This is a genomic window from Amycolatopsis sp. NPDC051716 (assembly GCF_040681595.1).
Lineage (GTDB): Bacteria > Actinomycetota > Actinomycetes > Mycobacteriales > Pseudonocardiaceae > Amycolatopsis.
Window position 1 is genome coordinate 209367 of sequence record NZ_JBFAZA010000012.1, and the last position, 15677, is coordinate 225043.

The 15677-nt window shown below is 73.9% G+C and carries 9 protein-coding genes; 4 read left to right on the top strand and 5 right to left on the bottom strand.

Features of this window, described 5'->3' with window-relative positions:
• Nucleotides 1-137: 137 nt before the first annotated feature.
• Both AB0M30_RS19055 and AB0M30_RS19060 read left to right on the top strand, forming a co-directional pair.
• Nucleotides 138-1070, top strand: a complete 933-nt coding sequence (locus tag AB0M30_RS19055) for an ATP-binding cassette domain-containing protein (RefSeq protein WP_364585312.1) — start codon at nucleotides 138-140, stop codon at nucleotides 1068-1070.
• Nucleotides 1067-1915: an ABC transporter permease gene (locus AB0M30_RS19060; RefSeq protein WP_364585313.1), complete on the top strand. Its 849-nt coding sequence runs from the start codon at nucleotides 1067-1069 to the stop codon at nucleotides 1913-1915. Before AB0M30_RS19055 ends, AB0M30_RS19060 begins: the two co-directional genes overlap by 4 nt.
• Here AB0M30_RS19060 and AB0M30_RS19065 read toward each other — a convergent pair.
• The 5 genes from AB0M30_RS19065 to AB0M30_RS19085 are packed head-to-tail and all read right to left on the bottom strand — an operon-like array spanning nucleotide 1912 to nucleotide 13718.
• Complete coding sequence (locus AB0M30_RS19065) at nucleotides 1912-3018, bottom strand: nucleotide disphospho-sugar-binding domain-containing protein (RefSeq protein WP_364585314.1); 1107 nt, start codon at nucleotides 3016-3018, stop codon at nucleotides 1912-1914. The two genes, AB0M30_RS19060 and AB0M30_RS19065, sit on opposite strands and share 4 nt — an antisense overlap.
• Nucleotides 3015-3791, bottom strand: coding sequence for an alpha/beta hydrolase (locus tag AB0M30_RS19070; protein ID WP_103338422.1), 777 nt, complete (start codon nucleotides 3789-3791; stop codon nucleotides 3015-3017). The genes AB0M30_RS19065 and AB0M30_RS19070 overlap by 4 nt, the downstream gene beginning before the upstream one ends.
• Nucleotides 3779-4069, bottom strand: coding sequence for a phosphopantetheine-binding protein (locus AB0M30_RS19075; protein WP_364585315.1), 291 nt, complete (start codon nucleotides 4067-4069; stop codon nucleotides 3779-3781). Before AB0M30_RS19075 ends, AB0M30_RS19070 begins: the two co-directional genes overlap by 13 nt.
• The gene (locus AB0M30_RS19080) at nucleotides 4066-7896 is read right to left on the bottom strand and encodes a type I polyketide synthase (protein ID WP_364585316.1); all 3831 of its coding nucleotides are present in this window, start codon (nucleotides 7894-7896) and stop codon (nucleotides 4066-4068) included. The genes AB0M30_RS19075 and AB0M30_RS19080 overlap by 4 nt, the downstream gene beginning before the upstream one ends.
• A complete protein-coding gene (locus AB0M30_RS19085; RefSeq protein ID WP_364585317.1) occupies nucleotides 7893-13718 on the bottom strand; it encodes a beta-ketoacyl synthase N-terminal-like domain-containing protein in 5826 nt (1941 codons plus the stop codon). Before AB0M30_RS19085 ends, AB0M30_RS19080 begins: the two co-directional genes overlap by 4 nt.
• Before the next feature lie 205 nt (nucleotides 13719-13923).
• Here AB0M30_RS19085 and AB0M30_RS19090 point away from each other — a divergent pair, with 205 nt between their 5' ends.
• Entirely contained in the window at nucleotides 13924-14709 is a 786-nt protein-coding gene (locus AB0M30_RS19090; RefSeq protein WP_364585318.1) for an SDR family oxidoreductase, read from the top strand.
• Between the two features lies 1 nt (nucleotide 14710).
• Nucleotides 14711-15676, top strand: coding sequence for an aldo/keto reductase (locus AB0M30_RS19095; protein ID WP_364585319.1), 966 nt, complete (start codon nucleotides 14711-14713; stop codon nucleotides 15674-15676).
• Nucleotide 15677: the final 1 nt, after the last annotated feature.

Consider the following 15677-nt stretch of genomic DNA (forward strand, 5'->3'; position numbering starts at 1 on the left):
TCACGCAGGTCAGGCGTTGTCACGTGGGGACGATCCGATTCCGCGAAAATTGTCACGCGTCCGGCGGATGGCGGCGATCTTCTTGATCGCGACGGCCCGGTCCCGATACCTTTTTCCCGGGCAGGAAAGGAGCGGCCATGCACCAGCCGGTCATCGCCGTGACGGACCTCGCGAAACAGTACGGCGAAGTCACCGCGCTCGCCGGGATCAGCCTCACCGTCGCTCGCGGCGCGGTGCTGGCGGTCCTCGGCCACAACGGCGCCGGGAAGACCACCTTGATCGACATCCTCAGCACGCGCGTCCGGCCGAGTGCGGGCACCGCCCGCGTCTGCGGCTACGACGTCGTGCAGCGCGGTCGCGCGGTCCGGCGGCGGATCGGGGTGACCGGGCAGTTCGCCGCGGTCGACGACGCCCTGTCCGGCCGCGGGAACCTCGTGCTGATCGCCCGGCTGCTGGGCGCGAGACCGCGGCAGGCGCTCGCCCGGGCCACCGAACTGATCGCGGCCTTCGGTCTCGAAGACGCCGCCGACCGCCCGGCCGGGACGTACTCCGGCGGGATGCGCCGGCGGCTGGACCTGGCCGCGGGCCTGGTCGGCGCGCCGCAGGTGCTCTTCCTCGACGAGCCGACCACCGGCCTCGACCCGGTGAGCCGGGCCGGGTTGTGGACGATCGTCGAGGGCCTCGCGGCGCGCGGCACCACCGTCGTGCTCACCACCCAGTACCTCGAGGAAGCGGACCGGCTGGCCGACCACGTCGTCGTCCTCGGCTTCGGGCACATCACCGTGTCGGGCACGCCGGCGCAGCTGAAGGCCCGGCTCGGCACCCGGACGGCGACCCTCACGTTCGGCACCGAACTGGCGTTGTGGCGCGCGGCGGACGCGTTGTCGCGCCTGGGTTTCGCGGCCGGCCGCGCCGGGCTGGTGCTCAGCGTGCCGTTGTCCGGCCCGGGTGACATCCCGGTGGTGGTCCGCGCGCTCGACGCGGCGGGCGCACCGCTGCGCGACCTGACGGTGACCGAGCCGACGCTCGACGACGTCTACCTTTCACTGCACCGGACGGCGGCGTCATGACCCAGTTTTGGACGACACCGAGCCGGCACCGCGCGGCCGTCGCCGCGCTCGGCGATCCCGCGGCCTGGCCGGAATCCGGCTTCTGGACGCAGGTCCGCGTGCTGACCACCCGGTCGCTGCGGACGGCGTTCGGCGACCGCCGGCTGGTCTTCTTCGGCCTGCTGCAGCCGGTGGTGCTGCTGCTGTTGTTCAGCCAGGTGTTCAGCGGCGTCGGCGCGCTCCCGGGCGTCGCGGCGTACCAGGGTTACGTGAACTTCCTGGTGCCGGCGACGCTGGTCAACATCGCCATGACGACGGCGATGAGCTCGGGCGCGGGCCTGCTGGCGGAGATCTACGGCGGCTTCACCGGACGGCTGCGCTGCCTGCCGATCTCGCTGTTTTCGGTCCTGGTGGCCCGCACCCTGGCGGATTCCGCGCGGCTGGGTGTCCAGCTGCTGGTGACGGCCGTGGCCAGCGTGGTCTTCCTGGGCTTCCGCCCGGCGGGCGGGGTGCTCGGCCTGGGCTTGGCCCTGGCGCTGACGCTGGTCGTCGGCTGGTGCCTGAGCTGGGTGTTCGTGGCGATCACGACGTGGCTGCGCAAGGCGGAGACGCTCCAGGCGGCGTCGTTCGTGGTGATGTTCCCGCTGATGTTCTCCTCGAGCGCGTACATGCCCCTGGACACGATGCCGGCGTGGGTCCGCGCGGTTTCGGCGGTCAACCCGCTGACCTACGCGATCGACGCCACCCGCGCGCTGGCCCTGGCCCGCCCGCTCGGCTGGTCCCTCCCGATGGCCCTGCTGATCGCGGCGGTGGCCGCGGTGGCGGGCGCCACCCTGGCCGCCCACGCCTTCCGCAACCGCAGCTAACCCAGCGACTCCAGCCGCGTCGCGGCCTCTTCCGCCCCACCCGCCGCTTCGAACGATTCGCGGATCTTCTCCGCACCGGGGCGGTACTGCCCGGCCGATTCGATCGCCTCGCGGATGTCGCCCGCCTTCGCGCGGTCGAACCGCAGCCGCACCCCCGCCGAGGCCGCGACCACCTGCTGGGCCAGCATCGACTGGTCGTCGCGGATCGGGGCGACCACCAGCGGCACCCCGGCCGCCAAGGCTTCGCACACCGTGTTGTGGCCGCCGTGGCAGACCACCACCGAGGCGCGGGCGAACACCGCCACCTGCGGGATGCGCCGCGCCAGCAGCACGCTTTCGCTCACCAGCTCGCCCGTGGGGTCCACCACCAGCCCCTGCACGGACGGCATCCCGGCCAGCGCGTCGACGCTCTCGGCCAGGAACCGCACCCCGGCCCCCGCATTCGACGTCCCCAGCGTCACCACGACCAGCGGGCGTCCGTCCACACCGGACCACTCGCCCGGGCCGGCCGGCAGGACCGGCCCGACGTAGGACACCGGAACCGCCGGCCGGCCGTCCCCGGCCAGGGCGCGGGTCGTGAACGCCAGCACCAGGTGCGGGGAAAACCGCAGATCGCCGAGCAGCACGCCGTGCCGGGCGCACAGGCCCGCTTGGAGGTCGCCGACCCAGGACGCGATCTTCGGCAACGCCGCCAGCGGATCGGCCAGCTCGGTGGACGTCGACGCCGACGTCGCCCACGGCAGCCCGCACCGCGCGGCCACCAGCGCCCCCGCCATCGCCTGCTGGTCGACGACCACGACGTCCGGCGCGAAGGCCGCCACGGCGGCCGCCACCCCCGGCACCATCGCGTCGGCCAGCGGCACCAGGTACGACTCCCACAGGTACTTCAACGCGGCGAACCCACGCAGCCCCGGCGGCCGCAGCTCCGGCGCGAACGGGGCCGAGTCCCCCGCCGGGAACACCCGGCCAGTGACCAAAGTGGACAGGGCCGGCTCCGGGCCGCACCAGGCCACCTCGTGGCCCCGCGAAGAAAGTACCGAAGCCACCCCGCGCAGCGGCGCCACGTGCCCGGCCAGCGGCGGCACGACCAGTAAGAACCTCACGCCGCGTGCCGTTCGATCCACTTCAGCACCAGCTCGCGCACCTCGCGGTGCTGCTCCACCAGCACCGAGTGGCCCTGCCCCTCGAACACGTGCAGCTCGCCGTGCGGCAGCACCGACGTCAGCGCCTCGAGGTCGTCGGCCTGGTAGCCGTGACTGCCCAAAATGGACAGCACCGGACAGCCGATCGCCGCCACCTGTTCCCAGGTGAGCAACGGCCCGAGCGGCACCTCCTCGGCCATCTTCGTCGACGTGATCCGCTCGGCAGCCATTCGCGCGAGCCGCCGGTGGTGCGCGCTGAAGTTCGCTTCGATCCAGTCGAAGCTCTCCTCGACCTGCAGGAACCGCACGGTGTGCGCGAGGATCGCGCTCATCTTTTCCGCCCAGACCTCGGTCGCGGGCTCGGATTCGATGCACACGATGCTGCGGACGCGATCGGGGCAGGCGACGGCGTAGCTGTAGGCCAGCGTGCCGCCGAAGCTGTTGCCCACCAGGTGCACCGGCCGGTCGACGCCGAGCTGCCGCAGCAGGTCGTCGAGGTCGGCGACGAAGTCCCCGAGGGTGTACCCGCGCTCCGGCCGCTCGGTCTTGCCGTGTCCGCGCAGGTCGTAGCTGATCACGTCGATACCGGCGGCCGCGACCGGCGGCGCCAGCGTGAGGTAGAAGCTCGCCAGGCTGTCGGTGCCCATGCCGTGCAGGAACACCACGGTCTCGGTGCCGCCGGCGGGCACGAGCTGCACGTTCGTGCGCAGCCCGTTGACGGTCATCGTGGGCACGTGCGCTCCCCCACGAACCGGGCGATGTCACCCACGGTCAGCCCGATGACGTCGTCGAGGTCCTGCTCCGCCAGGTACTCGGCGAGGTTGACGTCGGCGCCGAAGTGCTCGGTGAGGATGCTCGCGAAGGTCACCAGGTCGATGCTCTCCAGCTGGAGGTCTTCGTGGAACGTCGTTTCCGGGGTGATCTCGAGGCCGAGGACTTCGGCGTCGCCGACGAGCTCGGCGAGCAGCTCGGCGACGACGTCGAAGGTGGCGGACGCGTGGTCGATGGTCATGACGTGCTCCTGAGTTGTGCGATGGCGGTGTCGCCTTCCAGCTCGGCCGAGACGGCGAAGCGCGGCAGGTCCCGGTGCCGGCCGGACACCGTGCCGTCGTCGTGGACGCGGATTTCCGCCGGGTAGACGGGTTCGCCGAGCCGGGCCCGGACGGCGTCCTTCACGGCGATCCGCCTCAGCAGCCAGCCGCGCTGCTGCCGCGGCGGCACGGCGGCGAATTCGGCGCGTTCGGCCGCGCTGAGATAGATCCCGGCGTAGATGTCCCGCGCGGCGACCGTCGGCCAGCGGTCGGTGACGGCTACCGAGCCGTCGTCCCGAAGTTCTCCCAGCAAGTGCTCAGCCGGGAACGCGTAGACGCGGTGGGCCGCGCGGTCGCACGGGAACCGGACGTCCCGCCAGCCTTCGATGCGGGCCAGCACCCGGCCGTCCCGCACCAGCTCGGCGTCCATCTCGAGGACGTCGGGCCGCGGCAGCCGGACCCGCACCTGGCAGGTGACGCGCGTGCCCGGCGCCGGTTCCGGGCCGTACCAGGTCAGCCGGCCGATCGAGCGCGGGAAGGCGAGCAGGTCGTCGGACCGGGTCGCCATCAGCCAGCAGCCGAGCAGCTGGCCGACGTTGTCGAGCAGCCCGCCCGGCGCGGACGGGACGACCAGTTCGCCGCGGATGTGCTGCTCGCCGAGGCCGGTCAGCCGGGCCAGGCCCTGGTAGGCCGGGCCGTGGAACATCTCGCGCCGGGCGTAGATCTCGGCCGCGCTCAGCGGTGGCGCGGTCTCCGGCCCGGGCACCGCGGCCCGCGCCGGCGGCGGCCCGAACGCCCCCAGCTCGACGGTCATCAGCGCGTACGGACCGATCTCGACGGTCACGTGGTCGTCGTCGCGGCTCATCGACAGCGGCACCCGCTGCGCCGGAGCCGCGATCAGCCAGCGCGAGAACACGGCGTCCCGCACCGCGACCGCCGTCGTGCCCGGCCAGGTGCGTTCGACGGCCCGGCAGGCGAGGTCGACCAGGGTCGTCGCGGGCACCACCGGCCGGAAGTCGGCCTCGTCGGGCCAGCCGTCGCGCTGCCGGAAGAACCGGTGGTCACGCAGGTACGGCATCGCCGCCAGCGAGACGTCCACAGTGGACTCGACGCGGCGATGGGCGGCCGCGACGACGTCCGCCGCGGCCTGGCGGGTTTCGGTGAGCAACGCGGTGAACTCGGCGACGATCGCGTCCGGCGTCCCGGCGGGCAGCTCCGGCAGCACGCGGTCGTCGAGCAAGCCGCGGGCCGATTCCCCCAGCGACAGCAGGGAGTTCCCGGTGGTGAGCCGGATCCGCCGTGGTTCGAGCGCGGCGAAGTCCGGGCTGCCGCCTTCGACCCACAACGCGGTCGCGACGCGGCGCAGCTGCGCGAGCCCGGGCCGGCTGCCGGACGCGGCCGCGACGACCAGGTGCCGCCGCTCGCCGAGCGTGTCGGTGACGAACGAGCCGAGCTGACCGGCGCCGGCCTGCACGAACACCCGGAACCCGGCGTCGTGCAGGGCCTCGGTCAGCGCCCGGAACCGGACCGGCCGCAGCAGGTGGTCCAGGTAGAGCCGGCGGACGTCGTCCGCGGCCGACGGGTACGGCCGCGCGGTCGTCGCCGACCACACCGGCAGCGCCGGTGCGCGCAGGTCCAGGTCCGCGACGAGCCGCGCGAAGGGCGCGAGGTGCGGTTCCATCAGCGGGGTGTGGAAGCCGGACCGGAACGGCAGCGTCCGGGCCACGATGCCGAGGCCGCGGCAGGTCACCGCGAACTCCGCGACGGCGGCCGGCGGGCCGCACACGATGGTCTGCCGCGCGGCGTTTTCGTGGGAGATCACCACCTCACCGGTGAGCAGCTCGGTCACCGGCGCGGCGGGACAGCCCAGCACGAGGTAGTCCGCTTCGGGCAGGGCGAACCCGCCGGGCCAGTACCGCTCCAGCAGGTCCGGTTCGGCCCGGTACATCCCGGCGGCCTGCATCGCGGTCCACTCGCCGGCGCTGTGCCCGGCGAGCGCGTCCGGGCGGATCCCCAGCTGCCGCAGGGCGTGGTCGAGCAACAGCCCGGCCGAAGACACGCTCGTGGCGCGCGCGGGCACGGTCGCCGTCGACCACTGTGGACGGTCGAGGCCGAAGTGCCGGGCCACGTCCTCGAGGCGCGGCTCGGCGTCGGCCTCCAAGCCCGGGTAGAGGAACGCGGTCTTGCCGCCGGGCAGCAGCGGGTCGGCCGAGCACCAGATGTCGCCACCGCCGTGCCACGACCGGCCTCCGGCCGCCACCTTCGCGAGCACCCGGCGGGCCGTCGCCAGCTTGCGCTCGTCCGCGCCGACGATCCCGAGCCGGCACGGACCGTCGCCGTCGCCGGGCCGGTCGAGCTGCTCCAGGAGCGCTTCCGGAGTGGCTGCCGCCAGGCGCAGCACGCGTTCCGGCTCGTCGACGCGCACACGCCGCTTCGGTGCCGGATCGCCGGCTTCGAGCACGACGTGGGCGTTCACCCCGCCGAAGCCGAACGCGTTGACCGCGGCCACGCGGGGCAGCGCGCCCCACGGCTCGGCCTCGGCCAGCACCCGGAAGCGCGTCTTGTCCAGCAGCGGGTTCGGGTCGGCGCAGTGCAGCGTCGGCGGCAGGACGCCGTGGTGCAGCGCGAGGGCCACCTTGATCAGCCCGGCGACGCCGGCGGTCGGCAGGGTGTGCCCGATCATCGACTTGACCGAGCCGATCACCGCGCGCGGCCCGTTCGCCGGGCCGAAGACGTCGGCGACGGTGGTCAGCTCGGCGGCGTCCCCGGCGGGCGTGGCCGTGCCGTGGGCCTCCAGCAGGCCGATTTCCGCGGGGTCGCGACCCGCCCAGGCCCGGCGCAGGGCGAGGGTCTGCCCGGCCACGGACGGGCTGAGCAGGCTCGCGCCGCGCCCGTCGCTCGACGTGCCGCTGCCGCGGATCACCGCGTACACGCGGTCGCCGTCGCGGCGGGCGTCGGCGAGCCGCTTGAGCACGACGATCGCGGTGCCCTCGCCGATGAGCATGCCGTCCGCGCCGCGGGACAGCGGGCTGATCCGCTGGCTCGGCGACAGCGCGCCGAGCTGGGTGAACAGCGACCACAGCGTGTCGTCCTGCGTCTGGTGCGCGCCACCGGCGAGGACGGCGTCGCAGCGGCCGCGGGTCAGTTCGCCGATCGCGTGGTCGACGGCGACCAGCGAAGACGCGCAGGCGGCGTCCACTGTGTACGCCGGGCCGCCGAGGTCGAGCCGGTTCGCCACGCGGGCCGCGGCGAGGTTCGGCACCAGCCCGGCGGCGGTCTCGGGCCGGAACTCCCCCAGCGGTTCGAGCAGCGCGGTCCGCAGCCGGTCGAGCACGGCCGGACCGGCCGACGGCAGCAGCTCGCCGACCGTGCAGGTGATCTGCCGGACGGTGCGGACCCGCTGGTCGAAGCCCTGCAGCCCGGGCGAGAGGTACCCGCCGCGACCGAGCACGACGCCGATCCGCTCGGGGTCGCCGAGCCGGCCGAGGCCACCGGCGTCCGCGACCGCGCCGACGGCGACCGCCAGCGCCGTCAGCTGGTCCGGTTCGGTGCCCTGGATGGAAGTCGGCGGGACGCCGTGGGCGACCGGGTCGAACTCCAGGGTGTCCGGGGTGAAGCCGCCGCGGCGGCCGTGGGTCCGGTCCGGCGCGGTGCCGTCCCGGCCGTGGAAGCCGGCGTCCCGGCGGTGCGGCGGCACTTCGGTGACGGCGTCGGCGCCGTCCACCAGGTTGCGCCAGTACTGGTCCACTGTGGACGCGCCGGGCAGGAACACGCCCATGCCGACGATCGCGACCGGCTCCTGGCTCACCACAACGACGCCGTGTACAGCACCGAGCGGTCCGTGCCGTAGGCGAGTTCGCGCAGCAGGGCCGCGGTGGCCTCGGCCGGGTCGAGCAGGGCGACGGCCCGGCGTTCGTACTCGCGGGCCAGCTCCGGCGACACCATGCCGCCGTGGTCGCCGGCCGGCGCCCACGGTCCCCAGTGGACGGTCACGGCCCGGCCCGGCCAGGTCGTCCCGAGGGTCTCGAGGGCGTCGTTGGCGGCGGCGTAGTCGGTCTGGCCGCGGTTGCCGAGCACCGCGGCGATGCTGCCGAAGAACGCGACGAACCGCGGTTCACTGCCCGCCAACGCACCCAGGAGGGCGCTCGCACCCTCCACTTTGGTCTCGACGACGGTCCGGAACGACTGCTCGTCCTTGTCCGCCATCAGCTTGTCGTCGAGGACGCCGGCGGCGAAGACGACACCGTCGAGCCGGCCGTCGAGGCTCTTGATCAGCTGGTGGACCGCATCCGCGTCACGCACGTCGAGCGGGTGGTAGGCCGGGTCACCGCCGGCGGCGCGGATCTGGTCGATGGTCCGGCCGATCTCGCGCTGGGCCAGCACGGTCCGCACCCGGCGTTCGATGTCGGCCACCGCGCCGCCCCGGCCGGCGAGCACCGCCCGCATCGCGGCGGGATCGGCGGGCAGGTCGTCGGGTTCGTCGGGCCACGGCGTGCGCCCGGCGAGTTCGATCCGGGCGCCGGAAGCGGCGAACGCGACCGCCGCGTGCGCGGTGATCCCGCGGGCCCCGCCGATCAGCAGCACCACCGACTCCGGGCCGAGCCCGAGCGCGGCGAGCTCACCACCGCCCGGACCGGCCCCGGCGTAGGCGATCGACGGCAGGCCGGCCGGCCGCGGCTCGACGGTGAAGCGGCCACCCTCGTCGTGCCCGACCACGGACGGCCCGGCGCTGAGGGCTTCGTCGACCAGCACCTTGGCGACGTCCTGCGTGACTTCGACGAGCCGCGTCACGCCTTCGCGCTCCAGTGCGGCCGACCGCACCAGGCCCCGGAGGCCGGGCACGGTGTCCGGCTCCGCCGCCACGAGGACGGTCCCCCGCAGCGCCTTGAGCCGGGTGAACACGTCCGTGAGGTCGCGGGCGAACAGGACGGTGATGTCCGCGTCCCCGGTGACGACCTCCGCCCCGGCCGCGGCGAAGGCGGCGCGCACGGCGTCGTCCGGCGCGGCCACGGACTTCCCGCGCAGCCGCGTGGGATCCGGGTCGAGTGGCACCGGTACCCGCTCGAGCCGGTACCGGGTGGGCACTTCCGCGGCCGGCGTGGGGTTCAGCCAGCTTTCGAGGTGCGCGGTGAGGGAGTTCGCCGTCCGGTCGCGGCTGAGCTGGTCGGTGCGGTCGTCGGCCGGGAGCCCCAGCCGCGCCAGCAGTGTGCCCGCGATCTCGGTGCGCTTGATCGAGTCGATCGACAGGTCGGCTTCGAGGTCGAGGTCGCCGGCGATCATCTCGGCCGGGTAGCCGGTGCGCTCGCTGATCACGCCGATCACCGTGCCGAGGACATCGGCCGGGGTTTCGACCGGGGTTGCGGCGACCGGTTCGGGTTCCGGCTGTGGCTGTGGTTCTTCGAGCACCACCGGAACCGGAGCGGGCGCCGGCCCGGGCGCGCGGCCGAGGTAGCCGAGCATCACCTCCCGCTGGGCGGCGACGAGCTCGCGGGTGGTGCGCAGGAAGTCCACGATCGCCTGGTCACGGCCGGGCGCGGGCTGGGTCATGGCGGTACTCCGGATTCGTCGGGCCGGGGGCAGGACGGGCGTGCCGGAGCCGGGCGCGCGGACGGACCGCCCGTCGACGGCCCAAGCGGTCGGAGCCGGACCGGGCGGCTTCGGCCGGGCCAGCCGTTCGGTCCGGACGTCGACGCCGGCTTCGGCGAGTTTTTGCAGAGCGGCCAGGAAGCCCTCGAGGTCGGGCCCGCAGGCGACGACGGTGTGCGGCCGGTCGCCGAGGATGTCTTTCACCAGCCGCGACAGGACGCGTCCGGGTCCGGCTTCGACGAAGGTCCGCGCCCCGGCCGCGTACATGGCCTCGATCTGGTCGAGAAACCGCACCGGGGCACCGATTTGCGCGGCCAGTTCATCGCGGACGTCGTCTTGGTACGGCTTCGCCGTCCGGTTGGCCCACACCGGCTTTTGCGGCGTGGTCACTGTTTCGCGGGCGAGTTCCCGGGCGAAGTCGTCCCCCGCGCCGGCGACGAGCGGGCTGTGGAAGGCACAGGCGACCGGGATCCGCTGGGCGGTGATGCCGGTTTCCCGGAGCCGCCGGATGGCGCGTTCGATCGCGGGCACGGGCCCGGAGAGGACGACCTGCTCGGGAGCGTTGTGGTTGGCGACGACGACATCGGGGCCGATGAGCGTGGCGGTGAGAATGTCCCGCTTCGCTTTGACGGCCGCCATGGTCCCGGGCCGGGCGACCTGCGCGATGGCGTGTGCGCGGGCCCGGCTGAGGCGCAGGAGGGTCTCGGTGTCGAAGGCGCCGGCGACCGAGAGGGCGACGAGTTCGCCATAGCTGTGCCCGGCCAGGAAGTCCGGGCGGACGTTGAGCTCGGCCAGCAGCTTCGCGACGGCGATTTCGACCAGCCCGAGCGCGGGCTGCGCCACGCGGGTGTCGGTGAGGGCGGCTTCTTGCGCCTCGACGGCCTCGGCGGTGAAGGCTTTCGGCGGAAAAGCCGTGGCGGCGATGTCCGGCGCGAGGCGGAGGACTTCGGCGAGTCCGGGGAAGTGCACGAAGAGCTCGGCGAGCATGCCGGTGCGCTGGCTGCCCTGACCGGGGAAGAGGAAGGCGATCTTGCCGGGATCGGCCGAGCTCGCGTCGGTGCGCCTGGACACCGGCTGTCCGAGCCCACCCTCGCGAAGCCCGCCGGGCGCAGCCGCGGCGGCACCGGCCCGCCCCGGCGCCACCGCGCGTTCGAGCTCCGCCAGCGCCTTCTCCGCCTCCGGCGCCCAGTCGCGCAAACCGTGCCCGCGGTCCGGGGCCACCGGTGCCGCGCCCAGGACCGCGTGGAAGTTCGTCCCGCCGAAGCCGAACGCGCTCACCCCCGCCAGCCGGGCCGGGTTCGCCCACGGCCGTGCCGCCGTCGTGAACGTGAACGGGCTCGCCGCCGGGTCCCAAGCGTCGTTCGGCCTGGTCAACTGCAGCGTCGGCGGCACCACCTCGTGCCACAGCGCCAGCGCCGCCTTGATCAGCCCCGCCAGTCCCGCCGCGCACTTCGTGTGGCCGATCTGGCTCTTCACCGAGCCGAGCACGCACGAACCCGCCTCGGCGCCGGCCTCGGTGAAGAAGCCGGTCAGCGTCCGCAGCTCCGTTGCGTCGCCCACCACCGTTCCCGTGCCGTGGGCCTCGACCAGCCCGACGTCCACAGGGGACACTCCCGCGTCCCGGTAGGCGCGCTCCAGCGCGCGGCGCTGGCCTTCCGGGCGGGGCGCCGTCAAGCCGAGCGCCTTGCCGTCGCTGGCCGCGCCCACGCCCTTCACCACCGCGTAGATCCGGTCGCCGTCGCGCTCGGCGTCGGAAAGGCGTTTGAGCACCAGGCACGCCACCCCTTCGCCCAGCGCGATGCCGTCGGCCGCCGCGTCGAACGGGCGGCAGCGGCCCGTCGGGGACAGGGCCCCCGCCGAGGTGAACATCAGGTAGTCGTGGATCCCGTTGTGCAGGTCGACCGCGCCGCACAGGACCAGCGAGCTCGTTCCCGCGCGCAGCTCCTTCGCCGCAAGGTCGAGCGCGGCCAGCGACGAACCGCACGCGGCGTCCACCGTGTAGTTCGCGCCGCCGAGGTCGAGCCGGTTCGCGATGCGGCCGGAAATGACGTTGGCCAGCGTGCCCGGGAAGGTGTCCTCGGTCGGCTCGGGCAGCTGGGCGAGCAGCTCGGGCGGCACCTCCTCGAGGTAGCCGTCGAGCAGGGACCGCAGCGTGCCCGCGTTCGCCAGGTCGCCGCCCGCCTCCGCGCCGAACACCACGCTCGTGTGCTTGCGGTCGAAGTCCCGGTTCGCGTACCCGGCGTCGGCGAGGGCGCGACGCGCGGTTTCCAGGGACACCAGCTGCGCCGGGTCGATGCTGCCCATCGCCGACGGCGGGATGCCGTACGCCAGCGGGTCGACGTCCAGCGCGGGCAGGAAGCCGCCCCACTTCGACGTCGACTGTCCGAAGTAGACGTCCGGGTCCCAGCGGTCGCGCGCGACTTCGGTGACGGCGTCTTCGCCCCGGAGGATGTTCGACCAGAACGCCGGCAGGTCGCGCGCCCCGGGGAACGTGCAGGCCATGCCGATGATCGCGATGTCGCCGGAGTCCGTCACCGGTGCCTCGGGGCGGACGAACGATTTCCCGGCGGTCACCTCGCGGTGCAGCTCGGCGATCGTCGTCCGGCGGTCCCGCAGCACGGCCACCTCGCCCGCCATGAACATCCCCTCGGCCAGCTGGGTGGCGGCGTCCAGGGCCTCGCCGTCACGGCGCACGCCCTTGCTGGCGACGCGCAGCCGTCCGGTGTTCAGCTCCTCCAGCCGCTGCCACGCTTCGGGCGTGGCACCCAGACCGGCTTTGACCTGCTCGAATTCCGCCGTGTACGGGCTCGGCAAGCACCGCGTGCGGTGGCCCGGCGCGGTTTCCAGCGTCACGGTGGCGTCCGCGGCGAGCGCGCGTTCCTGGAACAGCCCGGTGATCGCGCCGTGCGTCACGGCTTCTTCGGTGAAGAGGTACGCGGTGCCCATCAGGACGCCGGCGGCGTCGAGCGGCGCGGCCATCGCGGCGACCATGGCCGCCGAGCGGGCGTCGTGGATGCCACCCGCGAAGAGCACCTCGACGTCCTTCGCGGCGTCGAGGACGGCCAGTTGTTCCTCCCACAGCTCGAAACTCGGCCGCGGGCCGACATGCCCGCCGCACTCGGCGCCCTCGAAGACGAACCGCCGGACCCCGGCGTCGAGGTACTGGCGCAGCAGGACCGGCGAGGGCACGTGCAGGAACGTCGCGATCCCGTCGGCCTCCAGCGCCTTGGCCTGCCCCGGTTTTCCGCCGGCGACCAGCACGCACCGCGGCCGCGCCGCCCGGATCGCGGCGAGCTGGGCGACGCGCAGGTCGTCCGGCACGAAGCCGAGGATGCCCGCGCCCCACGGCCGGTCGCCCAGGCGGGCGGCGGTCCGGGCGAGCAGCTCGGTGGTGCGCGCGCCGTTCGCCGTGGCCACCGCGATGAAGGGGAATCCGCCCGCGTCGGCGACCGCGGCCGCGAAGCCCGGCTGGTCGCTCACCCGCGTCATCGGGCCCTGGACGACCGGCAGCGCGCTGCCCAGCGTCCGGCACAGCCGGCTGCCGAGTTCGGCCTCGGGCACCTTCGCACCCACGATCCGGCTTACGTCCACAGTGGACTTGACGAGGACACCCGCCGCACCGCCGGCGAGCGCGCCCACCGCCGTCCGCGGCCCGGCCACGCTGCCCCAGACCGGGACGTCGAACGTGGTCAGGAGCTGTTGCAGCAAAACGAAGTCGCTCAACGCACCACCACGGGCGACGAGTCCTCGGGCACCACCGCGAACGGCCTCGGCCGCCGTCTCGACGTCCGCGACTTCGGCCAGCGCCCCGGTCCACGGCGCTCGCGTGCGGACGGCGAAGGCCGCGCCTTCGGGCAGCGGGCCGTCCGTCCGCACGGCGTACGGCACCCGGACCCGGGCCGCGACCAGCCGCAGGTCTTCCGGGTCGGCGCCGTCGAGGACGCCGAGGCCGCCGTTCCGCGCGACCGCGGCGACCACGCCGGGATCGCCGACCCCGAGGCACCGGAGCCGGCGAGCGTGCGACGGCGGGACGAACTCGGCCATCGGCGGACCTCCTGTGCGCGGGCTGTGGCGATCTTCAGGAATAACGCACGAGGCACCGGAAACGCAATAGTCATGCTAACGTGCAAAACCGTGGAACAACCCACGATCATGGCACTGACCAGGACTTTTATCACCGACATCGCAACCACCGAATACCTTTCCCGCACACAAGTGACAATTCGACGCTGAAATATCTGGAGCCCGCGTGGAACTGACTGGACGCGTGGTCGTGCTGACCGGCGCGGCACACGGAATCGGGGCCGCGATGGCCCGCCGCTTCGCCGCGGAAGGCGCGGCGGGGGTGGTCGTGTCCGACGTGGACGCCGCGGGCGCCGCCCGGGTGGCGGCGGAGATCGCGGCCGCGGGCGGGCGGGCCGTCGCGGTGGCCGCCGACGCGACGTCCAAAAAGGACCTGAAGGCCCTGGTCGCGACGGCGCGCGCCGAGTTCGGCCCGGTCGACCTGTTCTGCGCCAACGCGGGCGCCGCGTTCGGCACCGGCGTGCACGCGGCCGACGAACAGTGGCAGAAGTCCTGGGAGATCAACGTCATGCAGCACGTCCACGCCGCGCAGGTCGTGCTGCCCCCGATGCTGGCCCGCGGCGACGGCTACCTGCTGATCACGGCGTCGGGCGCCGGCCTGCTCGGCATCCCGGGCGACGCGCCGTACTCGGTCACCAAGCACGCGGCGGTGGGCCTCGCCGAGTGGCTGGCGATCACCTACCGGCCGCGCGGGGTGCGGGTCAGCGCGCTGTGCCCGCTCGGCGTCCGGACGGCGCTGCTGGAACCCGGGATCGCCGCCGGCCACCCGGCCGCGCTGGCCATCGCCGCGGCGGCGCCGCTCCTCGACCCCGAGGACGTCGCCGAAGCCGTCGTGCGCGGGCTCGGCGAAGAGGAATTCCTGATCCTGCCGCACGAATCGGTGCGGGAGTCCTTCGCCCGCAAGGCCGGCGCGGTCGACGCGTGGATCGACGAGATGGCCGTGGGAGGCTGAAGTGGAATACCGCAGGGTCGGCGCGAGCGGGCTCGCCGTCAGCGAGATCGCCTACGGTAACTGGCTGACGCACGGCGCACCCGGCTGCGTCGCCGCGGCGCTGGACGCCGGCGTCACGACGTTCCACACCGCGGCGGCGTGGGACGGTGGCGGCGCGGAGGCGGCGTTCGGCGCGGCGTTCGCCGGCGTGCGCCGCGACGACCTCGTCCTGTGCACCGGCGTGTTCTGGCCGGAAGGGCCGGGCCCGAACGACGCGGGCTTGAGCCGCAAGCACGTGATCGCGTCCCTGGAAGGCTCGCTGCGGCGGCTGCGCACCGACTACGTCGACGTCTACCAGCTGCTGCGCTTCGACTACCACACCCCGGTCGCGGAGACGTTCCTCGCGCTCTCGGACCTGGTGCGCCAGGGGAAGATCCGGTACGCCGGGACGTCGGAGTGGACGGCCGAACAGCTGCTGCAGGCCCACGAGGCCGCCGCGCGGTACGACGTGCCGCTGATCGCCAACCAGCCGCACTACTCGATGCTGTGGCGGGTGCCCGAGGCGCAGGTGATGCCGGTGGGCGCGCGGATCGGCGTCGGGCAGTTCGCCTCGGTGCCGCTCGCCCAGGGCGTGCTGACCGGCAAGTACCGGGACGGCCGGATCCCGGCGGGTTCGCGCGCGGCCGGGCCGTCGCACACCCGGCCGTTGCTCATGCCGGAACTGCTGGAGCGGGTGGAGCTGCTGCGCGGCGTCGCGGACGACGCCGGCCTGACGATGGCCCAGCTCGCGCTGGCGTGGACGTTGCAGCACGAGACGGTCGCCTCGGCGGTGACCGGCGCGAGCACGCCGGAGCAGGTCACGGAGAACGCCAAGGCCGCCGGCGTCCGGCTCGACCTCGACGTGCTGACCCGGATCGACCAGCTGCTCGGCAGCTTCGTCCAGACCGACCCGCGGCTGGTGTGGTCACCGCCGGCCCAGCTGCCCTAGC

Coding starts and splice junctions, on each gene's coding strand:
- AB0M30_RS19075 (WP_364585315.1), bottom strand. CDS start 4,069: ATGACCATCGACCACGCGTCCGCCACCTTCGACGTCGTCGCCGAGCTG.
- AB0M30_RS19085 (WP_364585317.1), bottom strand. CDS start 13,718: ATGGCCGAGTTCGTCCCGCCGTCGCACGCTCGCCGGCTCCGGTGCCTC.
- AB0M30_RS19060 (WP_364585313.1), top strand. CDS start 1,067: ATGACCCAGTTTTGGACGACACCGAGCCGGCACCGCGCGGCCGTCGCC.
- AB0M30_RS19055 (WP_364585312.1), top strand. CDS start 138: ATGCACCAGCCGGTCATCGCCGTGACGGACCTCGCGAAACAGTACGGC.